A 23316-nucleotide genomic window follows, 5' to 3' on the forward strand; every position below is an offset into this window, starting at 1 on the left:
GAATAAATAATGAATGATGACAAGTTAGAGGATCTAGACGGTTTAGACGGCTCAGAACCCATCAACCCCGAGCAAAAACTCTCAGAGCTCGGCGTACGTCGTAGTGATGAAATGGCATCAAATAAACAGCACCGCAAAACGCCGCGCCGTAATGGTAAAGGGGTGAATAAAAATTTAGTCAAGCAGCCTGCTCAACCTACCGACACTGCAACCCAAACCGCTGGGTTGGCGGTGGCTAACGCTACCAGCGCTGAATTTTCGGCAGAGGATTTTGGCGGTGAAAAATTCTTTGCCGGTCGGCGTATTATTGATTTTTTAAAGGTATCTAAACCTTTTGCCATATTATCCGCCATCTTAACGATTCTGGGTTTGGTCGCTATTTTAACCAAAGGTTTAAATCTAGGCTTGGATTTTACTGGCGGTGTGTCAGCCACGGTTGTTTATGAGCAACCGGTGCAACAAGCCCAAGTTCAGTCAGCCTTATCAAGCCATAAAATCAATGACAGTGTGGTGCAATATTTGGGCAGTAACAAAGAAATTTTGGTACGCCTGCCACCGCAAAAACAAATCGAAGGGTTATCAAACTCGCTCGATACTGCGTTAGATTTACCCAACAACAATGCCACCATCAAGAATATTGACGTGGTTGGCAGTCAAGTAGGTAATGAGATTTATGTCAGCTCCTTGGGGGCAACGGCACTGGCATTACTGTGTATGTTTATTTATGTGATGGTGCGCTTCCAAGCCAAATTAGCCTTAGGCGCGGTGTTGGCGTTATTTCACGATAGTATTATCACTGTGGGTATTTTCGCACTTTTCGGATGGCCGTTTGATTTGACCGTGCTTGCCGCGGTGTTATCATTGATTGGTTATTCGATTAACGATACCATCGTCGTCTTTGACCGTATCCGTGAGAATTTCCGCCGTGTCCGTGGTGCCAGCCCAGCGCAAATTGTCAATTTATCGCTCACTGAAACGCTACGTCGTACCATTATGACTATTTCAACGGTGTTACTGGTGGTGGTCGCGATGCTGCTGCTTGGCGGCGAAAGCTTACATTGGTTCTCTGTAGCATTGCTCATTGGCTTGATTTTAGGTACTTTCTCATCGGTGTATATTGCCAGTGCGATTCCACTGTGGCTCGGTATGTCGCGCAAAGACTTTATTGTCGAAGTCAAACCAGAATTTGTTGAGGACGAAGTGGTTTTTGAAGACCGCAATGCGCCTATCTATGACAACAAAGTAGTAGATAATCAATAAATGGTTTAAGCGGCAAAAATACCCTACTTGCTAGGGTATTTTTATGGCTAAAATTTAAACAAGAATAGCAATGATGACAAATGAATTAATGAAAAATGGGTTATGGCAACAGGCATTTAAAGTAAGCTTTCCTGTAGCAATGGGCTATATCCCTGCAGGGATTGCCTTTGGCGTATTGTTTGTGGCAGCAAAACTTCCTATATGGGCGGCGATTTTATCTAGTGTGGTGTTATATGCGGGTGCGGCGCAATATGCTTCTATTACGCTGTTAGCGGGCGGGGTTGGAATCTCAACCATCGCCAGCAATACTTTAGCGATAAATTTGCGCCATGCTTTTTATGCCATTCCTTTGTTAAAACAATTACCAACCAATCCTATCAGTCGATTTTATTGCTTGTTTGCGTTAACCGATGAAACTTTTTCCGTGTTAACCACCCTTCATGAAAATGAACGCCAAAGGCTGATACTACCTGTGAGTTTACTCAATCAGTGTTATTGGGTTATCGGTACCATATTGGGGATTTTGCTGGGTGCAGGGCTCAATGATTGGGTGCCTCATTTGGATTTTGCGTTAGTGTGCTTATTTGCTATTTTAGCCTACGAGCAGTTTAAAGCGGTCAAGGCTTACTATCCCATATTCATCGCCATCATTGCATTTATAGCGGCATTTTATTTTATATCCGATTGGTTGCTACTATCAGCGATTTGCGTGAGTTTGGGACTCATTATCATCCACTTTTTTATGAGCAATAAATCTGCTCATGAGCAAGCTCTCTGATAGTTCAAACTACCTGACAGCTCAACCGCCAAAAAATTTATCCATTAATCGTTAGAATATTATGAACACACCACCTGATAACTTTTATTTAATCGCCGCTACTTTTGCCATGGCGTTGGTGACTTTTCTCACCCGCTTAACCCCGATAATTTTGCCAAAGCGATTATTGGATGCGCCCTTGTTGCTCGCGGTGAATAAAGCATTGCCATTATCCGTGATGACGCTGTTGATTTTAACTTCATTGCATTGGCAGCAGCCTATGAATATGAGTCTGGGCTTATCGCCCTTACTTGTGGCAGAGATATTGGCGCTTTTAGTGGTGTTGCTCAGCTATCATTGGAAAAAGCAATTACTGCTAAGTATGCTGGTGGGGATTGCTAGCCTTAATGGGTTTTTATGGGGATTGAATCTGATAGGTTTTCAATCCCCATAAAAAAAAGCCCAACTTGGGCTTTTTTTATGAAGGATAACTTATACCTCGGTTTGCACCCCGACGATATCCACAGGCGTATCAGCCACGTCTTGTATACCAGATTTTTTCTGTTTGGCTTTATCACTGCGTTTACGCTGTAATTCATCCAAATAGTCTTCATCAATACCACCAGCGATGTATTTGCCATCAAATACCGAACAGTCAAATTTTTTGGCATCGCTGTGTTTGTCTTGTACCGCTTCAATCAAATCATCCAAATCTTGGAATATCAAACGATCCGCGCCGATGATTTTACACACTTCTTCCACACTATGACCTGAGGCAATCAGCTCATTGCGCGCTGGCATGTCAATACCATACACATTGGGATATTTGACCGGTGGCGCGGCACTGGCAAAATACACATTATTGGCGCCTGCGTCACGTGCCATTTGGATAATCTCGTGGCAAGTCGTGCCACGTACAATTGAATCATCGACCAACAATACGTTTTTATTTCTAAATTCAAAAGGCACCGCGCTTAATTTTTGACGGACCGATTTTTTGCGCTGCTGTTGACCTGGCATAATAAAGGTGCGACCGATATAACGGTTTTTCATAAAGCCTTCACGGTATTTTACGCCTAGATGCTGGGCAAGTTCCATCGCAGAAGTACGTGAGGTATCGGGAATAGGGATAACCACATCAATCCCGTGATCTTCGCCCCATTCTTTGATGATCTTCTGCGCTAACGACTCGCCCATACGCATACGGGCTTTATAAACAGAAATATTATCAATAATCGAATCTGGGCGGGCAAAATAGACATATTCAAAAATACAAGGTCTAAACTCTTTGGCTTCGACACATTGGCGACTAAAGAAGTTATTGTTTTCATCAATAAAAATCGCTTCACCAGGCTTCACATCTCGAACGATATCAAAACCCAATGCGGTTAACGCAACTGACTCAGATGCCACCACATATTCAAAACCGCCATTTTCCGCTAATCGTTGACCAAAAATCAGCGGACGAATACCATTGGGGTCACGAAATGCCAAAATACCATAGCCTGTAATCATAGCGACTACCGCATACGCGCCTTCGATACGTTTGTAGACGGATGTCATCGCTTCAAAAATATCATCGGGGCTTGGATGCTGGATACCGAGTTTTTGCATCTCATGCGCTAGCACATTGAGCAAGACTTCTGAATCAGAATCGGTATTAATATGGCGCATATCTTCCATAAACAGTTCTTTGGCAATCTCTTCGGCGTTGGTCAAATTACCATTATGCGCTAAGGTAATACCATACGGCGAATTGACATAAAAAGGCTGAGCTTCCGCACTACTAGACGTACCAGCCGTTGGGTAGCGTACATGCCCGATGCCTTGATGACCGACAAGACGCATCATATGACGGGTCATAAACACATCGCGCACCATGCCATTTTCTTTACGCAAAAACAGACGGCCATCTTGACATGTCACAATACCCGCAGCATCTTGCCCACGATGCTGCAGCATAGTCAGCGCATCGTATAGCATTTGATTAACCTCACTGTGAGCGGCTATACCGACAACTCCACACATATTTTACCCCTTTGATTTTTCACGGATGGCTATGAGACCTGATGAAAATTGAATGAAACTACCTTTTTTGCCGGCTGACAATTACAATACTTTAGCCGTCAGTCAAACTTACCAATGCTATTGACCCATTTGCCCTGCTATTGACCCATTTTATCGACAGCGGTTTTACCGAGCGTGGTAGCAAGCTGTTGGGTGATTTGTGTGGCAAAAGGTGGCAGTAGCGCCTTGGCAAATTTAGACTGCTGCCAAAAGTCACGTTGACCGACAAAAGGCGCCAATAAACTCAGCAACATCAACACAATGACCAAATTTTTGACCAAGCCAAACCCCGCGCCCGCCAATTTATCTACGATACTCAGTCTAAGCCCCTGCAAGGTTTTACTCATCACCCATAATACGATTTGCAGTCCCACGATGACAAATAAGCCAATTGCCAAGAATGCCGCAATGATACTAAGGCCAGTTGAGCCAGTGAATGACACAAAAAACGGCGCTAAAGGTTTTGCCAAATAACTGGCTAGCAGCAGTGCCAATAGCCAACCAAACATGCCCACCAGTGAGCGCATCAAGCCATTATTAAATCCCTGCCACAACCCCATAAACAATACAAACAACACTACCATATCTAACAAAGTCATCGGGTCAAGCTCGTATCATGGGATTTACAAATGAGCGGGTGAATGTTGGCTTAGACGATAACCGTCAATAGCTTCAACACAGGTTTGAATGAGCTCTGGCCCTTCATAAATCAAACCACTATAGAGCTGAATCAAATCCGCACCTGCTTCAATCTTTTTAACCGCACGTTGACCATTGTCAATGCCGCCTACGCCAATAAGTGCAACTGAGCTCGGTAAGCGTTCGGCAAACTGCTCAAGAACTTGGGTACTACGGTGACTGAGTGGTCGACCTGATAGCCCGCCTGCTTCTTGACTGGTTTTGTAATCTTCTACCCCGTTACGGCTTAAGGTGGTATTGGTGGTAATCAACCCATCAATATCAAAACGCACCAATTCTTTGGCAATATAATCAATTTGATCTTCTTCCAAATCTGGGGCAACTTTCAGCACCAATGGTACATAATACTGATGTTGGCTAGCGAGTTGGCTGTGACGTGATTTGATACCATCAAGCAGCGCCGTGAGCGCATCACCACTTTGCAAGTCACGCAGGTTTTTGGTATTGGGAGAGGAGATATTCACCGTAATATAAGACGCGTAAGGATACACTCGCTCTAGACAATAAATATAGTCATCTAGGGCATTTTCAACCGGCGTGCTGGCATTTTTGCCAATATTAATACCCAAAATGCCTTGATATTTTGCACGCTTAACTTGCTCGATGAGATAATCGACGCCTTTATTATTAAATCCCATGCGATTGATAATGGCATGGGCTTCTTTGATACGAAATAGACGGGGTTTGTCGTTGCCAGGCTGTGGTTTTGGGGTAATCGTACCAATTTCGATGTAGCCAAAACCCAACGCCGCTAACGCATCGATATATTCGCCGTTTTTATCAAGCCCAGCTGCCAAACCTACCGGATTGGTAAAGGTCAAACCCATACACTCTGTCGTCAGTTCTTGTTTACCATACAAAAACCCGAGCATCCCAAATTTTTGCGATTTTTCGAGTAACGATAACGTGATTTCGTGAGCTTTTTCAGGATCGGTGTTAAATAAGAAAGGACGAAGAAAGGCATACATAGTTGAATAAGCACTCACATTGCATGGGTGAATCTAATTGACTCTGCCCTTTATACAAGCAGAACTAACCTATTTAGCTTGAGAGATAGCACCCGTTAACGCGCTGTGTGATGACTATCTCGTCAAAATCAGAAAAGCTATTATATCAGTGTTGACGCTAAATAAACACCTGCAATTTTCTTTACCTTAACGGCTATATTAACTACTATAGCAGCTATTAAATCGACATATAAATTGCAGGAGTTAGCTTTTAACGTCTTTTAATCGAATGTTAAGGCACGGCTCGACCATTTGACAAGGCAATCCAACCGCGAATAATGCGATACAGATGCCATAAGACTGTGGCGACGATTATCAAGCCGCCTAAAGCACCGACAATAAAGCTACCACCCATCGTATGATTGCTATCAACGGCGGCGCCAAAAAACAGCCCGCCAGTCGCAAAAATCACCATGACAAAACCAATCACCCAAAAAAATATGCTGTACCAAAACGTTTTGATTTGCCAATCAAAGTGACTATAAAGCCACGTGTTCCTAGCCTCATCGCGCTTTAAATAATTCATCACAATCGGAATAATCCAAGTCAGTCCCGCGGTAAAATAACTAAACAGCGCAAGCGCATAAGTAATGTGGTTATAACTAATTTGGCTTTGGGTCACCGGTAAGTTTTGACTGAGCTGCGTGTATTGCGGTAATGCTGATGGATAACCATTCGCCCCACTACCAAATTGTGGGTTGGCTGAGTCAGGTATGTGTGAATCTGTTGGTTTTTCTAGGTTCATTATAATTTTCCATCAATGATTATTACTTTTTTTATCGGGTCGTAGTATAGAATTTCAATTGATTGTTATGGACTTTAGGGTATTACCCAAATCGGTTCTCGAATGGTAAATGGTTGGTGGTTGCTATCGGCAAACTCGACCGTCCAGCTAACAGGGGACTGCTGCAGTATCAACGGCTCGAAGGTTGGTACTGGGATGATTTTTATGCGGTTTTTTGCCGAATAAAGTAAATAGTTGCCATCGGGCGAAAAGTTGGCAGGTTCAGCCAATCCTTCATCATTGATAGCGATATTTTTTTTAGTTGCCATATCTGCGAGCCTGCCTTGGCTATTATCGCTGACGTAAGTGATCAAACGCCCCGAGGGACTAACCCGAGCGATGGCATTGGTTTTACCGGGCAAGTTTAAAGGCAAAAATTGTTGTTTTGCAAAATGGTATTGATAAAGTTGCGGTTGTAAAAATTTGGCTTTATCTGACGTAAATATAAAGGATTGACCATCTGGCAGCCACACAGGGGCTAAATCAATCGCTGGTTGATGGGTCAGTTGTTGTTTTATATTGCCGCTGCTATCGGTCAAAAAAATCTCTGGATTGCCCATTTGGCTATTTGCTAGTAACAATTGGCGTCCATCGGGGGAGATTGCGCCACTAAAATTATGGGTGCGTTTGGCAGAAACCGCAGACACCCCAGAAATCTCAGTAACTTGCAAAGTCGCTCTATCAAGGATAACGACTTTAGGATAACTTTTGCCTGCTTGAACCGTAAAAATCAGGCGATCGCCTAAGCGACTGGCAGATAAGCTCATTATCGTACCATTGACCTTATACAAAGTCTTTGGGTCGCTGCCATCGATTTGGGTTTCAATCAGCTGCGCTTGGCGATTTTCCCCAAATCCGGTTAAATAAATAAAAATTAACTTGCCTGACAGCTGGCGAATATGAAGGTCAGGCAAATTAGTTGGCGCAGTCGCTATGACTTTGGGCAATGAGGTCGAACTTTGCAAGGAGGTGCTAGATAGGGTTGTTGATGGCGAGCGCATGGTCTGACAGCCTGTCATCGCCAAGCTAATTGCCATGACAATTGCCATAACAGCAGCGCACCATAAACGGGGTAATTGATAATAATGCTTCATGTTATTTGTGGCTTGGTTAAGGCAGAGCATTATTGGCGTCTGGATTGAGCCAAAGTGGTCCATAAATCAAGCCATTGGGCACGCCATTTTGGGATGGGCTAATACTGATGGATTTGCCATTGGATACAATGGTAATGACATTTTTATTGGAGTAAATATAGTGCTGTCCATTGGGTGAGACCCCTGGGGCTTCACTTAACCCAACGTTATTTACAGCGGTTACCGAGCGCGAACCCAGATCCATCACCGCGCCTTGATTGGCGCCCGACAAATAGGACATTTTTTTACCATCATTGCTGATGCGCCCCATACTGCTCAGTCCGCCGCCCGTCAAGCGTTGTTCACTACCGGTTGCCAGATTGTATAGATAAATTTGACCTTTATTACCGCCTTTTTTACCACCGGCTCTATCTGAAGTATAGACAAATGATTGGCCATCAGGCGCCCAACTAGGATAAATAGCCCCCACAGGGTCATTGGTCAAGCGACGAGAATTGCCACCTTGCGCCAAATAAATCTGCGGTATGCCGTTTTCAAAACTGCTACTAAATATCACACGGCCATCTTTACTCACCGACGCGCCATAATTCATGGCTTTAAAATTCGTCAAATTGCTGACTGCCCCGCTGACAATATTGGCAGACATGACCTGCGGATAGCCTAGCGTGTCGGGCTGAACTTGAAAAGTAAAGGTTTGATTGTCAGCAGAGGTATTTAGGGTTTTAATGGTACCGTTAAACTCATAAATCACTTTTGGGTTAAACCCATCCACGTCAGAAATGACCAAACGTGAGACACGGTTTTTGGGCTTGCCTGTTTCCACCACATACGCAATACGCCCAGAAAAATCGCCTTTGATGCCTGTCAATATCTCATAGATACGGTCAGCAACCTTATGCCCTGCCATACGCAAACTTTGTGAGTTATTTTTGCTGGTAACGGTTTGCAGACCCTGCATCACCTCACCTGTCGCCACATTAATCACTTCAAAATTGATTTCAACATTGCCCCGATTGCTGCGCGTATTGCCAACCACCAAATAAGGGACGGCGTTATGCTGCCAGACAGGCAAAGTGACTTCACTACTGCTATGAGGCCGCTCTGGTAAATTACTATCTAAAGTAAATTGTCCCAAATTGGTCAAATCATTGGTGACAATCCCTGAGATACTCTCTGCCCCTGCAAATGGTACGATGGCAATTTGCAAGTTTGACCTTGGTGCCTGCTTGACTAGGGTAAAGTCAACATTGTCGGCAGCGTTTGCTAGAGTTGGCATCGCAGTAGTAACCAAAGCAATGACTGCCGCTTTAAAAAAAGTCTTGTTCATAATTAGCCTGCAATATTTATAATTATTAAAAATTGGTTTTCAAATAATAGCATTGTTTTGCTCGCCAAAAAAGATTGGGCAAGGCTAGGCGCTACAACACTATTTAGCTTTACTATTTGACTTTACTATTTAGCTCTAAAATTGCCCGTCATGCTTCTTGCCCCATTGGGCGGGGGCGGCAGTGGACTTGATTGGTTGATTGCTTGTTGTAAGCTTGCTTTAAAAGCGGCATCACTACTGCCGCGAATAGTGATATTACTAATTGTACCATCCGCAGCAATGCTAAATGACGCCGTTAATGAATTGCCATTACTATTGGTTGGTACATTCCAATTTGAATCAATCATCGCCATGACTTGGCTGACATAGCCTGCCGAACTCCCACCCGATGCACCACCACGCCTGCTAGAACCTTGACCGCCAGATGATTGTGATTGCGCTGCACCTGTAAATTGACCATCTTTACCCAAATCCAGTGACTTGATACTATTGTCGCTTTGCCGCTCGCTATTGGCATTGAGATTTTTATTATAGGCGGCATTGTTCGCGCGTATTTCGTTTTTTACCTCATCAATATTGCTTTCGGCAATTTTATAATCTTGCAGATTTCGCTGCTGGGTTTCGTTGCGCTGGTTTAATTCATCAATCACGCCTTGTCTTTCAGCTGCTACTTCCCGGTCTAGCTTTTCAGCAAATAGCGCCTGCTCTTTTTCCCATTGCGCCTGCTTGGCAGCCAAATTATCTTTCACCGTTTCAATTTGATTGGTTGAGGTCGAATGGGGCGTGTTCATTGGCACAGTGGATAGGGTTTGGGAATTTAAAGACGGTGTGGGCGCACCAGCCATCTCGCCAGCCGTGGCTTGGTTTTGCGCAAGCTCATTTTGTTGGTTGGCTTTGATTTGCCCTTCCATTGCCGACAACTGCTCAGGGGTAATCAACGAAGTTTCCATGGGCGCTGGCGGGGTGTTATGATAAGAGAAAAACAATAACCCAACCACCAACGCATGGGCAATGGCACTGAGAACAATCGCCCATACCGGGTAATCGGGTGTTTTGACGGGTACATAGACTGAGGTCACTTCAGCATACATCGTCTCAGTATTTCCTTATTCTAGCAAAAATGTTCAATCAAAAATTAAAAGGTCATCGTATTAGAAAGCTACTTGATTAAAAAGCTACTTCATTTAAAAGCTGCTTGATTAAAAAACCACTTGATTAAAAGGCTACTTGCTAGCTGGTTTTGGCGGTGCGGTTAACAAGCCAACCTTTTGGATGCCCGCTTGCTGCAAGTTTGCCATCAATTGGATAATATCTCCATATTGGTTACTCTGGTCGGCATTAATCATCACATTGACATTGGGCTTACCATCGAACTGGTATTGAGGCTGAGACTGTAAGTTATTCAAAGTCGCAATTAACGCCGCTTCGCTCATTGGCTCATCGGTTTTGTCTTGGGTACTTAAATATAGTTGTCCATCAGATTTTAGTGACACAATCACCGGTAACTGCGTGCCTTGCTGTAGTGATTTGGTTTGCGCTTTTGGCAAATCAATATCTACTCCCGTCGTTAGCATAGGCGCAGTCACCATAAATATGACCAGCAGCACCAACATAACGTCAATATAAGGCACTACATTCATACCCGCATTAAGTTTTTGTGGGCGGTTACGGCTGTAAGGGTTTGCTTTCATAGTGTCAAGTTGTTCAATAAAATTTATCTAACATTCATTTAGCGTTTAGCATTTAGCATTTATCTAGCGAGCGAGCGGTGGCATCATGGCAGGTGAATTGAGCCCCGTCGGTAAGTTGGTAGCCGTATCCACAGTTTGTCGCAACAACATGCCTGTCATCTCATCACAGAACAGGCTACGACTTTGATAAACTTTATCGTTTTTTGCGGTAAAGTGGTTGAAAGCCAGTGCCGCTGGAATCGCAGCAAACAAACCTAGCGCCGTGGCAATCAAGGCTTCGGCAATACCAGGGGCAACCGCAGCCAGTGTGGCTTGCGCAGAAGTCGATAAGCCCATAAAAGCCGTCATAATCCCCCAGACCGTGCCAAGCAGACCGATATATGGCGAGACCGAGGCAATACTTGCTAGCAACGGCAATCCTTGCTCAAGCTCGAGTTGTTGACGACCTAAGCCAACGCGAAGTTTGCGCTCGACGCCTTCAATGACGTCGCTACGGGCTTGGGTGTTTTTGAGCAGTTTTAAAAACTCACTAAAGCCAATAAAAAAGATTTGCTCAAGTCCACTTCTATCAGGATTGCCTTGAACGCCTTTGTATAGGGTTGGCAATTCAACCCCTGACCAAAAGGTTTTCTCAAAATAATTATCGGCACGCGTGGCAATTGCCAAACGACTGCTTAAACGAAAAATAGTGACCCAACACAACAAAGAAGCAAATAATAAAATGCCCATGATAATTTTGACGAAAATACTGGCATGCGTCACCAAACTAACGAGATCAATCGAGCCTTCCATAAAGTTATGCTTCCCCAACCATCTAAATAATTAAATATAAATAACTAAATATAAATCACTACATATTTTGATGCCAGCTTGTCAACAGCCTGCCAGCCATACCCGATTAAAACCAAAAACTAGTGCAATTATAAGGTCGAGCACTAGAATTAACATAAGCATATTGTAACCAATAACATTGGCTAATCGTATAAAAATTTTGGGGCTTTGCTAGTATTGATAATTGCATGGCTGCTATGACTAAAAGCCAAGGCTAAAAATATACTTATAAAAGTCACGGCTCGGCGATAAACTGCTGTGTTTGGGCATAAGATTGCGCTTCTGATTTGATTAGCGTCAACCATTCATTGGCAATGACAGGATGCGACTGAAAATATGCCATCATCCAATGCGCTAACGGCGTAGGCACGGGCACAAATTGGGTGGAAGGCAAAATGGATTGGGTGCCATTGGTGTCATCACTGTCATACACAAGCTCAATCTGTGGATTTTTTTGAATAATTTCTACCCCGGTAATCTGCCAATTGCTAAAAGCATTATCAATCGCATAGGGCAAAGCTTCTGTTTGAGATAATTTTGATGAGAGGTAGATAGGCTCAAATGTTTTGCGAGTATTCACCCAATGCAAACGCAATGCAATATCAGGTTGTTGGTAAAACACCACCAATTTGCCAGCAAACTTTATTTGCCAAGGATTGATTACTTGGTTGGAATGAATGCCAAGCATTTGCGCAAATTGCTCTCGCGTCAGCAATCGATCAAAGCTTGCTAACAATTGACCATTTAATGGATGTTGCAGTTTGAGCAGGTCGGACAAATACTCATAATGGTAAATAAATTTCATAGGCAAGTGCTGTGAAATAACCCCATCCGTCACTTGACACCGATGCACTTTCCAATGCGGCATGGTATCGGTGATAAGCGCAAGCAAGTCTATGATGGTTTTGTTTTTAGTTTTAGTTTGATTATCGAGTGTTGAATCGATAGTTGACGTATTAGCATCCGTTTGAGTGACTAGCAAGCGATTTCCTTTTAACTGGTTGGTTTATCACAATTGCTTCATTATAAAACTTTTTTCATGCATTTGAGCCAAAAAAAATCATCACATGGTGAAATGCAATGATTCATCTAAAAAACTGTTGTTGCTAATAGTTGTAGTTAATAATAGGCAGCATTTAGCAATAGACCGACCGCTAAAAAAAACCAAATAATAAAGACGACACTAAGCCATTTACGATGATATCGCCAAGATTCATTATCGATTTTGTTATCGGTTGTCAAATCATCCGCCAAATCCTCTATGGCGGGTTTTCTTGGTAACTTTGCAGACTTGTTAAAAATATCTTTAAATCGTAAGTCTCTGGTTAATTGATTGTCCTCACCTTTTATGGTAAAAAAATTAGATGAGTAATCTGCTAAATAAGTTTGAGAATTAAGCGAATGCGGTAATACCGATTTGACGGTCGCTTGGCGATAATCATGCTCAGCCACGTCAGCAAAAACTAACTGAGACGCCAAACTTTGAGATGCTAAGCCACTCCTTATATTGTCATATGTTTTGTTAATCTTCATGTTAAATACCCCTTCTTGATAAGTAACATTATAGGGATATCGCGGCGTTATTTAATCATAGGTTTGATTGTGGTTTTGTTATACTTAGCTAACTTGTATTAGCAAATGTGCAGATTTGAAACCGTTTGTAAACCGCTAATAGTTAAACTTGCGCCCTCTTAATTTATAATTTTTGGCACCCATGATTTGTACTAGGATGGAAAATTTTTATTTAACCTGTAGATTTAAAAAAATTATCTTCTATCGATGAATATTTGTTGTTCAGAGGCTTTGACAAAATCTTCATAAGAAACCACCCCTTGACTATTAGGGGCATTTGTTGTGGAATTACTGCTGCCCGTCTGCGCGCGCTCATTTGAACCTTGATTTAGGTTATTGGGATTTAAGCTATTAGGATTTAGGGTATTGGGATTAGCGGTGTCAATTGGCGCCTCAGGCATCTGATTAGTCCTACTTGGCGTATTGGCAAGTGTATCTGTTGACACTTGATTGGTGGTCATAGCGGGATTGACATTCGCTGGCACGGTGGGTTGTGGGGTGGAAGCCACGCCGTTCCCTAATTGCTCACCGGTAATTACCACCGCTTCTGTTCTTAAATTCTCTGGTTGAGTGGTCGAGGCGGCAACCGCTGAAGCAGTTGCAGACAATGTCTGTGCCGATTGGCTAGGATTTGTTGCCGTCACAATGACATTGTTTTGAGCGTCTCTATTATTTTTCATCGCTTGGTAACTGTGATAACTCTGATAGCTGGGCATGACAATTTGGGTTAACAAACCGATGAGTGACATGACTAAAAGCGGAATCAATAGCATCAGTACCGTTTTTAACTGGGTAGCAGGTCTAGCAGGTAAGCCATAATAATTGGCGCCTACCGTCCCTTCTACTGCTAGCAAGTAAAGGTAAACTAAGACATTTACCCCAGGCACTAGCATCAATAGCGCAAGCCACCCTGTTTTGTTAAGGTCATTGAAGCGTCGTTTGCTAACAGCGAGCTGTAGATAAAACAAAACCGCCACACCCACACTACTTGCGCCAAGCAAACTCATCGGCAACTGCTCACTACTGGCATTTACCATGCCTTGAAAGCCACCAATCATCACAAATAGCGAAGCGATCAGCATTAATGCTATCAACGCATTGAAGGTAGAATACGCTAAAAACTGAACACGGCTAACCCGACCGTGCCAATCAAAAAACCGACGATTATTAAAGCCTTCATGTATCTCGGTTAACGTGACAAAAGACGTACCAGCTTCAGTTGCAATTATTTCATCAGGTTGCATTTCATCAATTTGATGCATATTATCGAAACTGGGTTCAATCGGGGGTAAGGACTGGGCTTTTTTTGGCTTGGGTAGACGGATGGCCATAATGAGCAACTTAATCTAGAGGTTTAAGCTGTTTTTTCAGCATAATGTTTTTAGCATAAGTAATCGAACAAATTTTATAATATATTGGTTAGAATATCTTGAAATGGCGACATAAATTTGACATTTTTTGTAACATTGATTTAGTGACTTTGATTTAATGGTTTGGCTTGATCGCAAATTTGTTGCATAAATAATTTATTGAATCAATAAATAGTTTTTAACCCCAATAACACAACGCTGTAATGATCATTGAGTATTGATATGGATATTTCACAACTCACCTATTTTGTGGTAGTGGCAAAAGCAGGCAGTTTTAGCCAAGCTGCCAAAACCTTGGCTATATCGCAGCCATCGTTAAGCCGCCATGTGCAGCAACTTGAAAGCGAGCTGGGTGTCGAGCTGCTGGATCGCTATCACCGCCCAATGACCTTAACCGCAGCGGGTCATTTTTTTTTGGCACAGATTGAGCCAATATTGTTACAACTTGAGCAAGCCAGTGAGTTGACCCAGCGCTTTGCCCAGCCGCATCGAAGCAATCATCTCACGATTGGATTTGTCGCCTCAGTGCTATATGGTCTGCTGCCTGAGATTATTTCTACAGTCAAACAGCGACATCCCAATTTGGATATCAAGCTGGTCGAAATCAATTCAGAGCAGCAAATGTCAGCGCTAAAGTCGGGAGACATCGATGTAGGGTTTGGAAGATTTCGGCACAATGACAACTTTGTGCAACAGATATTTCTACGTCATGAACGCTTTGTGGTTGCGCTGCCGATGGCGCACCCTTTGGCATCACGCCCGGATGATATCGGCATCGCATTTAAAGAGCTGCTAGAGGATACGCTTATTTTGTATCATCGCACGCCCTTGCCACTCTTGCAAAATCCACTATTGAATGGCGAAACTGATCAACTCATGTATTTGTTTGCCCGCCACCAATTGTCACCTCATTTGACCACCAAAGTGCGCGATATCCAAATCGCTTTGGGCTTGGTGGCGGCAGGTGAAGGTATCACCTTAGTGCCTGATAGTTTAAAAACCGTCCGTACCGAGCAAATTCATTATCATCGTCTACGCCACGAAGATGCGACCACCCCGATTTTTATGAATGTACTGGCACACCAATCCAATCCGTATATTGATGATTTACTGCAGGCGACTTACCAAGTGTATGAAGCTAAAGGCATTACCTACTCTAATCAATCCTTGAATTAAAGACAGTTATATTAAAGGCTCTTATATTTAAGCCGCTAGTAAAATTTTATTTGCTTAGGCTAAATTGGCGTTCTTGGTTGACACGGTTGATAAATTGTTGGATAAATGCTTGATAATCCACGTCCGCAAAATTTGCTAGACGCAACATGGTCATGCCGGCATAGCCACAAGGGTTAATCATTTGAAACGGGGTCAAATCATTTTGTACATTGATGGCGATGCCATGATAACTAAAGCCGTGTTTTATCTTAAATCCCAATGACGCAATTTTACCAAGTTCTAAATCGTCTTGATTATACACATACACCCCTGGCGCATCCGCACGCGCTTTGGCATAAAAATCTGGCGGCAAATAAGGCGTGATGACATCAATGATGATGTTTTCAGCTTTACTGACCAAATCGCGCACGCCCCACCCCAACGCATTTAAATCAAATAAAAAATACACCACCAACTGCCCATGACCGTGCCAAGTGACTTGACCGCCACGATCGGTGTGGATGATGGGGGTATTATCTCTTTGCAAAATATGTTCAGGTTTGCCCGCTTGACCCAGTGTAAACACATTTTCGTGATCCACAATCCATAACTCATCAGCGCTAAGCTGCGCCTGCTCGCTGCTGGTAGATTTTTTTTGCTCAATACGCGATAACACGCGCGCCAGCATTGCCGCATGGGTGGGTTCATATTGAGCGTTTTGCAAATATTTAATTTCTAATGGTAACATCGCATTTCCTTGCAGTAGCTTTTTGCGTTTATGTGACAAACCGCTTATTTGTCGTTTGTAGCAGTAACATTGACTTTGCCCAGCTGTAAAAGAGATTTTTGCAGTATTGACTGATAATCAGTCATATCACGCTGCCCGACTGAGCCAAAATTTGTTAATTGACCGGTTAATTGACTGATTGGCATTAGCGTCGCAGGGTTGGCGTTGCCGGTTTTTGCAAAACCGATGGCTAAACTGGCGTTATCGCCGCCCAAATAAAAATCTTTGATGGTAAGTTGATCGTCAGTCGGCGTATGGGTTTTCTCATTGTTATTGGGCGAACTAGTTGCAAAATCCAGCGTTAAGTCCTGCTTTTCTTGAGTGACTAGGCTCAACTCGTCATAGCCTCTATCCGCAAGGTAAACCGTATCTTTGCCACCGCCCACATTGATGATGGTATCATGACCAAATCCTTTGGTGAAATAATATAAATCATTGCCCGTGCCACCCACTAGCACATCATCACCGGCATTGCCGATGAGCACATCATCATCAGCACCGCCTAGCAGCCTATCTTGACCGCTATTACCCACTAGCACATCGTCCCCCTGACTACCCCATAATAAATCCCCGAGACCCTGCTGTCCAAGTACAGAACCATCAATATGGTGATTGATGAGGACGTCATTAGCTAAGGTGCCAAAATGCTGGTTAGCTTTATTAGCAAGGGATTTGGCTTCATAACTGTTCCAATCCAGTGGCTTGCCAAATGCTTGCTGATAATCTTGCGATATACGCGAAATAGCAAAACGGTTATTCAAGAACACCAAGGTATTGTATTCATCATACGTATAAAGTGGCGCGTGAAACTGCCCACTGGGCAACATGCTTTGATTAAGGACTGCCAATTGGGTTATTTTGTCGTTTTCACTGATTGCTTGGCGCATGATTTCATCGACTTCAGTAAACACATCTTTATCTTGCGGTTTTGCCGCGTTATCAAGCCACAAGGGTTTGACAAACCGTTGATACCCCAATTCTTTTGCCACCAAAAACTCATAATAAGTTGCCTCACCCTCCGCTTTGGCGCGTGCCATTCCATAGGCTTGTGGCGTATCAAATTGATACAAATTGTCTTTATCATGATTGATTTGTTGGTATTGACCGGTTGCGTGCCCTAGCTCATGGGCGATGTTCAAAAAATTTTTATAACTTTTAGCAATATGAATGGTATTGCCGTAGGCTTTTGCGCCGACACCGACGGTGGTATCTTGCTCATCAATGAGTAAGTTACCTTGAAATCGATTGAGCAAATTGACCAAGGTAGGCGATTTTTCGATATCTTGGACATTAAACCCCGACTGAACCAAATAGACATTGTTGGGATTGTTCAGATCTAACGCAGGCATGACCTTCCTTTAAGTATGTGGATTTTTAGATAGTTTTTTAACTGCTTTTTTTAAGCGGATTTTCTAACAAGTAATACTTGATGACAGCAGAAAGTTATCACAGCAAAAAGTGAATTTTACAGCGGCATTGACTCATGCACAGTTATTGCACAGACGCTATCGTCGGATAAAGGTATAGTAAGCAATATAAATTTTAAAAAACGTCAGCAAGCTTAATCAAATTTTCAGCCGGCTATTAACGCGCTATTATAGCGCAATTAATAACTTAAAACGCCCTATACAGGGGGCATTTAACCGCCAGATTAGTCATGCCTATAAAAATGGAAAAATTATGAAAATCGAAAACTCGTATGCCTCGCTCGATCCAAGGCTTTATCATAAACAACCCCCCAAACCGCTCACCAACCCGCAAGCAGGGCATTTTAACCCGCAAGTCGCCAACCAAATTGGTTGGGCAGATGATGAGTTTTTAACACAGCATTGGGTCGAAATCTTGGGCGGTGACATCGTTCCCGACGGCTTTGAACCATTAGCCATGGCGTATGCTGGACACCAATTTGGGCAATGGGCAGGGCAACTGGGCGATGGTCGTGGTCTATTACTCGCGCAGGTAATCGATAAAGACGGACAATTGACCGATTTACATCTGAAAGGGGCAGGATTAACCCCTTACTCGCGAATGGGGGATGGTCGTGCGGTGATTCGAAGCGTAGTGCGAGAGTATTTGGCGGGTCATGCGCTTAATTGCTTGGGCATTCGGTCTAGCAACGCACTGGGCTTTGTGGTTTCAGATACCCCTGTCAACCGTGAGACACGCGAACGCGGCGCGGCGCTACTACGTACCGCAGATTGTCACATTCGCTTCGGGCATTTTGAATGGGTGGCAAATTATGCGCCTGATTTATTGCTGTATTTTACCCGTTATGTCATCAAAACCTATTTTAACCCGTGTTTTGACAGTGACACGCCCATTCAAGATTTTTTGAGACAGGTCGTTGATAAAACTGCCAAAACCCTGGCGGATTGGCAACTGATTGGCTTTGCCCATGGGGTGATGAATACCGACAATTTATCTATCACAGGTGCGACCATCGATTTTGGTCCTTATGGCTTTATGGAGCGCTTTAATCCGATTTGGATCAATAACCATTCTGATTACAACGGGCGTTATGTTTATCAAAACCAGCCTTCCATTGGACTTTGGAATTTGTCACGTCTGATTACCTTATTTTTACGCCTTAATGGCGAAAAACTGACCGCCAATCATCCGCCAGAAACCTTGTCGCGCGAGCATTTGACCGACATTTTAGACAGTTTTGGTGAGATTTTTTATCAGTATTATCAGCAAGGTCTCTGCCAAAAATTTGGCTTAGCCATCAGTGAAGAAAACTGTGACTTTGCTTTGCAGTATTTAGAGATAATGCAGCAAAACAAACTCGACTTTACCAACAGCTTGCGAGCGCTAGTAGCAATCGTTGCTGACGCCAAGCCCAATGATAAATTAAACCTATTACATGAATTTAATTTACTTAATCAGTTGAAAATTTCAATTAGCAGCAGTAACGGTCAACCCAATGCCACCTTAGCGGACTGGATTGCTACCTACCATACCAAATTACAGCAGGATTCTTTGCAGTTGGTAATGAGACACAATCCCGTGTATGTATTAAGAAACAGCATGGCACAGCAAGCCATTGAATTGGCTGAACAAAATGACATGAGCGAGGTGGATAGACTGTATCAGCTATTGGCTAATCCTTACCAAGTTAGTGCACTAGCCAAGCCGAGTGACACCGAGCCACCGTTGGCAGATGCGCCTGAAATATGCGTTAGCTGCTCATCTTGAGATGATAGCCAAGGTCGGTAGCACGATTTTTAGCTAACTAGTTTTATTTTTTGCCGGTACTCAACTAGTCATCAATCTGTCAATAGTGCTAGAATAGCGAACACTATGATTCGAAAACGACTGTCGCAACGAAGGATATTATGGATAAATTATCGCCGACCAACAATGGCTTATCAGACAAAGAATTATTTGAACAAGCCGCTTTGCATTATCATGCCAATCCACGCCCAGGTAAAATTTCTGTTACCCCCATCAAGGCACTTGCCAACCAACGTGATTTGGCACTTGCCTATTCGCCTGGCGTTGCCGTACCTTGTCTAGAAATTGAAAAAGACCCAAAAAAAGCCGCGCTTTATACCGCTCGTAGCAACTTAGTCGGGGTGGTGACCAATGGTACCGCTGTTTTAGGACTGGGCAATATCGGTCCTTTGGCGTCAAAACCTGTGATGGAAGGTAAAGGTGTCCTGTTCAAAAAATTTGCCGGCATTGATGTATTTGACATTGAAGTGGCGCAAAACGATCCGGATAAATTCATCGAAGCGATTGCCTCTTTAGAGCCTACCTTCGGCGGTATCAATCTTGAAGATATCAAAGCCCCTGAGTGTTTTTATATCGAAAAAGAACTGCGTAAACGCATGAATATCCCTGTGTTCCATGATGACCAACATGGCACCGCGATTATTGCGTCTGCGGCGTTATTAAACGCGCTACAAATTACCGGCAAAAAAATCGAAGATATTAAAATTGTGGTCTCTGGTGCAGGTGCCGCAGCAATTTCTTGTTTAGATTTGATTTGTGCGTTGGGCGCAAAAAAAGAACACATCTTTGTAGGCGATTCAAAAGGCATCATCACCAGCAACCGAGCAAACCTCGATGAGTCAAAACAGCGTTATGCCCGCGATACCGAAGCCAAAACCCTATCGGATGTGATTGAAGGCGCGGATATGTTCTTAGGTCTATCTGCCGCTGGCATGCTGACCCAAGATATGGTAAAACGCATGGCGCAAGATCCCATTATCTTTGCCCTAGCCAATCCAAACCCAGAAATTCTACCTGAAGATGCCAAAGCGGTGCGTCCCGATGCGATTATCGCTACAGGTCGCTCTGACTATCCAAACCAAGTAAACAACGCACTGTGTTTCCCGTATATCTTCCGTGGCGCGCTTGACGTCGGTGCCACGACCGTCAACGAAGAAATGAAAATTGCCTGCGTGCGAGCCATTGCTGCCATGGCACATGTGGAAGCCACCCCACAAAAAGGTCAAAAAACGGTGGATGAAACCCAACGTTTTGGTCGCGAATATTTAATCCCGGGACCGCTAGAGCCAAATTTGATTTTGGAAATTGCACCAGCGGTTGCCAAAGCGGCAATGGATTCTGGCGTTGCCACGTTACCCATCGAAAACATGCGTGCTTATCGCGATAAACTCTCAGAGTTCGTTTATAACTCTGCATTCTTGATGAAACCTATTTTCACCCGTGCCAAACAAGAACCAAAGCGTATTGTTTACTGTGAAGGTGAGGATGAAAACGTATTACGGGCAGTGCAAGTGGTGGTGGATGAAGGCTTGGCAAAACCTATCTTGGTCGGTCGTCCCACCATTATTGCCAACCAAATCCAACGGTTGGGCTTACGTATGGTGGCAGGTGAAAATTATGACCTAGTCAACATCGAAAGCGACCCACGTTACAAAGACTACTGGCAGTTTTATTATGAGATGAACAAACGCAATGGTGTGACGGTTGAGTTGGCACGTCGTGATGTTCGCCGTAAAACTTCTTTGATTGGCGCGCTAATGGTTGAACGTGGCGATGCTGACGGTATGATTTGTGGTACGTTTGGTTCATACCACTTGCACCTAAACTACGTGCAAAACGTCATCAAAAAACAAGCAGATGCTAAAGATTTTTATGCGTTAAATGCCTTATTGATTCAAGGTCGTAACTTGTTCATTGCTGACACTTATGTGCATGAAGACCCAACTGCTGAACAACTAGCGGAAATGACGGTATTAGCAGCGCAAGAAGTCCGCCGTTTTGGTCTTGAACCGCGTGTGGCATTGTTATCACATTCAAACTTTGGTTCATCTGACTTTGAAAGCGCCAAAAAAATGCGTCAAGTCTATGATTTACTGACCGATATGAATGTTGATTTTGAGTTTGACGGTGAGATGCATGGTGATACCGCGCTTGATGACCGTATCCGCCATGCCTCATTCCCATTTAGCAAGTTGACGGGTTCAGCCAACCTACTCATCATGCCAGACTTAGATGCGGCTAACATCGCATTTAACTTATTAAAAACGGCGACCAATAGTGTGACTGTGGGTCCGTTGTTACTGGGAGCGCAAAGACCTGTGCATATCTTGACATCTTCTGCGACAGCACGTCGTATCGTCAATATGACAGCTGTAGCGGTAACGCAAGCGCAAGAATTGGCAAAATAATTTTGTGTTGATTGATAAAACCAGTTTAGTGCTCTAAACTGGTTTTTTTATGGGTTTAATTTAGTTAAAACATCGGGGTGGTCATGCAAGTTTATTTGGTCGGTGGTGCGGTACGCGATTATGTATTAGCGCGCGAGGTCACTGAACACGATTATGTGGTGGTCGGCGCAACGCCTGAGCAGATGCTAGAACTGGGATTTTCGCAGGTAGGTGCCGATTTTCCGGTTTTTTTACATCCAAAGACCCATGACGAATATGCACTGGCTCGCACAGAACGTAAAAGCGGTAACGGCTATCTTGGTTTTCACGTACACGCTGACGCTGCTGTCACCTTAGAAGAGGATTTAGTCAGGCGCGATCTCACCATCAATGCCATGGCCATAGAAGTCAACGGCTTGTTTGACAGTGGTTTTAAACGGGGCAAATTTGATGCGCGCGATATCATCGACCCGTATGGTGGCTTAGCAGATATTAACCAAAAAAAATTACGTCATGTGTCCGCCGCTTTTACAGAAGATCCGGTACGCGTATTACGCCTTGCCCGTTTTGCCAGTCGTTATGCCCCGCTCGGATTTACGGTCGATGAATCAACCGCTAAACTTACCAGCCAAATAAAAGCCGCAGGTGAGCTCAATCATCTTGTCGCTGAGCGGGTATGGTCAGAGACGTCAAAAGCGTTAACGCAGGCTTGGTCGGATATTTATTTTGATACGCTTTATCAACTCAATGTCCTCGATGTCATTATGCCAAAACTGTATCAAGCATCGAATGATAATCCTAGCCAATGGCAATTGATGCTATCTGCTCTACGAATGGCAGGAGAGCAACAAGCAGACAACGGCATGAAATTCGCTTTGGTTGCAACCTGCTTTAAGTCTGAGCAGCAACATAACAACCCAACCAGCGAGTATTTAGAATTTTGCCAAGGTTTAAAGGTACCAAAAAACGCTGAGCGCTTGGGGTTATTTATTGTTGAGCACTTTGATAAATTAAAAAATTTCGATCACTTAACTGCAGAGCAATTATTTGAACTGTTAAGATTAACTAATAGCCTTAAAGACACCTCACTTTTAGAGCAAGCCTTGAAAGTCGTTCATCTTTATCAACAGGTCAAAAAAACCGCGCTATTAGCCACCATCAAAACACAATTAACTCAAATTTCTGCCAAAGATGTGGCAAATGAGCTGACCGGCAAACAGATTGGTGAAGCCATTGACAAGTTGAGGTTGCAAAAACTTGAGGAAATTTTAAATCAGCCATTGTAAAGGAAGCA

General features: G+C 43.5%; 21 protein-coding genes. 7 read left to right on the top strand and 14 right to left on the bottom strand.

Going from position 1 to position 23316, the window contains the following annotated elements:
- Positions 1 to 111 precede the first annotated feature (111 nt).
- The 3 genes from secF to RTL34_RS02925 all read left to right on the top strand — a co-directional run bounded on the left by secF (position 112) and on the right by RTL34_RS02925 (position 2471).
- Entirely contained in the window at positions 112 to 1260 is a 1149-nt protein-coding gene (gene secF / locus RTL34_RS02915; RefSeq protein WP_312114577.1) for a protein translocase subunit SecF, read from the top strand.
- Between the two features lie 70 nt (positions 1261 to 1330).
- Entirely contained in the window at positions 1331 to 2038 is a 708-nt protein-coding gene (locus tag RTL34_RS02920; protein ID WP_312114458.1) for an AzlC family ABC transporter permease, read from the top strand.
- A gap of 61 nt (positions 2039 to 2099) precedes the next feature.
- Complete coding sequence (locus tag RTL34_RS02925; RefSeq protein ID WP_312114460.1) at positions 2100 to 2471, top strand: AzlD domain-containing protein; 372 nt, start codon at positions 2100 to 2102, stop codon at positions 2469 to 2471.
- Positions 2472 to 2509: 38 nt separating this feature from the next.
- Here the strand turns inward: RTL34_RS02925 and purF are convergent, their stop codons facing one another.
- The 12 genes from purF to RTL34_RS02985 form a co-directional block, all read right to left on the bottom strand.
- Positions 2510 to 4045 (bottom strand): amidophosphoribosyltransferase, encoded by a 1536-nt coding sequence (purF, locus tag RTL34_RS02930; protein WP_060995018.1) that lies wholly within the window; start codon positions 4043 to 4045, stop codon positions 2510 to 2512.
- A gap of 137 nt (positions 4046 to 4182) precedes the next feature.
- Positions 4183 to 4683 (bottom strand): CvpA family protein, encoded by a 501-nt coding sequence (locus RTL34_RS02935; RefSeq protein ID WP_312114462.1) that lies wholly within the window; start codon positions 4681 to 4683, stop codon positions 4183 to 4185.
- A 24-nt stretch (positions 4684 to 4707) separates the two neighbouring features.
- The gene (locus RTL34_RS02940; protein WP_159676254.1) at positions 4708 to 5751 is read right to left on the bottom strand and encodes a quinone-dependent dihydroorotate dehydrogenase; all 1044 of its coding nucleotides are present in this window, start codon (positions 5749 to 5751) and stop codon (positions 4708 to 4710) included.
- Positions 5752 to 6022: 271 nt separating this feature from the next.
- Positions 6023 to 6535 carry a DUF4870 family protein gene (locus RTL34_RS02945; protein ID WP_312114463.1) on the bottom strand — a complete coding sequence of 171 codons (513 nt, stop codon included), beginning with the start codon at positions 6533 to 6535 and terminating at the stop codon, positions 6023 to 6025.
- A gap of 74 nt (positions 6536 to 6609) precedes the next feature.
- Positions 6610 to 7623: a hypothetical protein gene (locus RTL34_RS02950; protein ID WP_312114464.1), complete on the bottom strand. Its 1014-nt coding sequence runs from the start codon at positions 7621 to 7623 to the stop codon at positions 6610 to 6612.
- 61 nt (positions 7624 to 7684) lie between these two features.
- Positions 7685 to 8995, bottom strand: coding sequence for a TolB periplasmic receptor (locus tag RTL34_RS02955; RefSeq protein ID WP_312114466.1), 1311 nt, complete (start codon positions 8993 to 8995; stop codon positions 7685 to 7687).
- Positions 8996 to 9120: 125 nt separating this feature from the next.
- Positions 9121 to 10086, bottom strand: coding sequence for a cell envelope integrity protein TolA (tolA, locus tag RTL34_RS02960; RefSeq protein WP_312114468.1), 966 nt, complete (start codon positions 10084 to 10086; stop codon positions 9121 to 9123).
- Between the two features lie 132 nt (positions 10087 to 10218).
- On the bottom strand, positions 10219 to 10686 hold the full coding sequence (gene tolR, locus RTL34_RS02965) for a protein TolR (protein WP_312114470.1): 468 nt from the start codon (positions 10684 to 10686) through the stop codon (positions 10219 to 10221).
- 63 nt (positions 10687 to 10749) lie between these two features.
- Positions 10750 to 11478: a protein TolQ gene (gene tolQ, locus RTL34_RS02970; protein ID WP_065252629.1), complete on the bottom strand. Its 729-nt coding sequence runs from the start codon at positions 11476 to 11478 to the stop codon at positions 10750 to 10752.
- 274 nt (positions 11479 to 11752) lie between these two features.
- Positions 11753 to 12499 carry a hypothetical protein gene (locus RTL34_RS02975; protein ID WP_312114472.1) on the bottom strand — a complete coding sequence of 249 codons (747 nt, stop codon included), beginning with the start codon at positions 12497 to 12499 and terminating at the stop codon, positions 11753 to 11755.
- Between the two features lie 137 nt (positions 12500 to 12636).
- Positions 12637 to 12996, bottom strand: coding sequence for a hypothetical protein (locus RTL34_RS02980; RefSeq protein ID WP_312114473.1), 360 nt, complete (start codon positions 12994 to 12996; stop codon positions 12637 to 12639).
- 287 nt (positions 12997 to 13283) lie between these two features.
- Entirely contained in the window at positions 13284 to 14420 is a 1137-nt protein-coding gene (locus tag RTL34_RS02985) for a DUF805 domain-containing protein (RefSeq protein WP_312114475.1), read from the bottom strand.
- A gap of 261 nt (positions 14421 to 14681) precedes the next feature.
- Here RTL34_RS02985 and RTL34_RS02990 point away from each other — a divergent pair, with 261 nt between their 5' ends.
- A complete protein-coding gene (locus tag RTL34_RS02990) occupies positions 14682 to 15635 on the top strand; it encodes a LysR family transcriptional regulator (RefSeq protein WP_312114476.1) in 954 nt (317 codons plus the stop codon).
- 46 nt (positions 15636 to 15681) lie between these two features.
- On the opposite strand, the gene lipB is transcribed toward RTL34_RS02990, so the two are convergent.
- Entirely contained in the window at positions 15682 to 16362 is a 681-nt protein-coding gene (lipB, locus tag RTL34_RS02995; RefSeq protein ID WP_062330400.1) for a lipoyl(octanoyl) transferase LipB, read from the bottom strand.
- 44 nt (positions 16363 to 16406) lie between these two features.
- Positions 16407 to 17750 carry a calcium-binding protein gene (locus RTL34_RS03000; protein WP_312114479.1) on the bottom strand — a complete coding sequence of 448 codons (1344 nt, stop codon included), beginning with the start codon at positions 17748 to 17750 and terminating at the stop codon, positions 16407 to 16409.
- A 331-nt stretch (positions 17751 to 18081) separates the two neighbouring features.
- Here RTL34_RS03000 and RTL34_RS03005 point away from each other — a divergent pair, with 331 nt between their 5' ends.
- From RTL34_RS03005 to RTL34_RS03015, 3 genes are all read left to right on the top strand, one after another.
- The gene (locus RTL34_RS03005; RefSeq protein ID WP_312114481.1) at positions 18082 to 19596 is read left to right on the top strand and encodes a protein adenylyltransferase SelO; all 1515 of its coding nucleotides are present in this window, start codon (positions 18082 to 18084) and stop codon (positions 19594 to 19596) included.
- 140 nt (positions 19597 to 19736) lie between these two features.
- On the top strand, positions 19737 to 22043 hold the full coding sequence (locus RTL34_RS03010) for an NADP-dependent malic enzyme (protein ID WP_144917620.1): 2307 nt from the start codon (positions 19737 to 19739) through the stop codon (positions 22041 to 22043).
- Between the two features lie 83 nt (positions 22044 to 22126).
- A complete protein-coding gene (locus tag RTL34_RS03015) occupies positions 22127 to 23308 on the top strand; it encodes a tRNA nucleotidyltransferase/poly(A) polymerase-related protein (protein ID WP_312114484.1) in 1182 nt (393 codons plus the stop codon).
- Positions 23309 to 23316: the final 8 nt, after the last annotated feature.

The organism is Moraxella sp. CTOTU47915 (assembly GCF_031986685.1).
Taxonomy (GTDB): Bacteria; Pseudomonadota; Gammaproteobacteria; order Pseudomonadales; family Moraxellaceae; genus Faucicola; species Faucicola tetraodonis.

Coding starts and splice junctions, on each gene's coding strand:
- tolQ (WP_065252629.1), bottom strand. CDS start 11,478: ATGGAAGGCTCGATTGATCTCGTTAGTTTGGTGACGCATGCCAGTATT.
- RTL34_RS02920 (WP_312114458.1), top strand. CDS start 1,331: ATGATGACAAATGAATTAATGAAAAATGGGTTATGGCAACAGGCATTT.
- tolA (WP_312114468.1), bottom strand. CDS start 10,086: ATGTATGCTGAAGTGACCTCAGTCTATGTACCCGTCAAAACACCCGAT.
- RTL34_RS02935 (WP_312114462.1), bottom strand. CDS start 4,683: ATGACTTTGTTAGATATGGTAGTGTTGTTTGTATTGTTTATGGGGTTG.
- RTL34_RS02950 (WP_312114464.1), bottom strand. CDS start 7,623: ATGGCAATTGTCATGGCAATTAGCTTGGCGATGACAGGCTGTCAGACC.
- RTL34_RS03010 (WP_144917620.1), top strand. CDS start 19,737: ATGGATAAATTATCGCCGACCAACAATGGCTTATCAGACAAAGAATTA.
- RTL34_RS02925 (WP_312114460.1), top strand. CDS start 2,100: ATGAACACACCACCTGATAACTTTTATTTAATCGCCGCTACTTTTGCC.
- RTL34_RS02985 (WP_312114475.1), bottom strand. CDS start 14,420: ATGGCCATCCGTCTACCCAAGCCAAAAAAAGCCCAGTCCTTACCCCCG.
- RTL34_RS03005 (WP_312114481.1), top strand. CDS start 18,082: ATGAAAATCGAAAACTCGTATGCCTCGCTCGATCCAAGGCTTTATCAT.
- RTL34_RS02940 (WP_159676254.1), bottom strand. CDS start 5,751: ATGTATGCCTTTCTTCGTCCTTTCTTATTTAACACCGATCCTGAAAAA.
- purF (WP_060995018.1), bottom strand. CDS start 4,045: ATGTGTGGAGTTGTCGGTATAGCCGCTCACAGTGAGGTTAATCAAATG.
- RTL34_RS02955 (WP_312114466.1), bottom strand. CDS start 8,995: ATGAACAAGACTTTTTTTAAAGCGGCAGTCATTGCTTTGGTTACTACT.
- RTL34_RS03015 (WP_312114484.1), top strand. CDS start 22,127: ATGCAAGTTTATTTGGTCGGTGGTGCGGTACGCGATTATGTATTAGCG.
- RTL34_RS02990 (WP_312114476.1), top strand. CDS start 14,682: ATGGATATTTCACAACTCACCTATTTTGTGGTAGTGGCAAAAGCAGGC.
- RTL34_RS02945 (WP_312114463.1), bottom strand. CDS start 6,535: ATGAACCTAGAAAAACCAACAGATTCACACATACCTGACTCAGCCAAC.
- lipB (WP_062330400.1), bottom strand. CDS start 16,362: ATGTTACCATTAGAAATTAAATATTTGCAAAACGCTCAATATGAACCC.
- RTL34_RS03000 (WP_312114479.1), bottom strand. CDS start 17,750: ATGCCTGCGTTAGATCTGAACAATCCCAACAATGTCTATTTGGTTCAG.
- secF (WP_312114577.1), top strand. CDS start 112: ATGGCATCAAATAAACAGCACCGCAAAACGCCGCGCCGTAATGGTAAA.
- tolR (WP_312114470.1), bottom strand. CDS start 10,686: ATGAAAGCAAACCCTTACAGCCGTAACCGCCCACAAAAACTTAATGCG.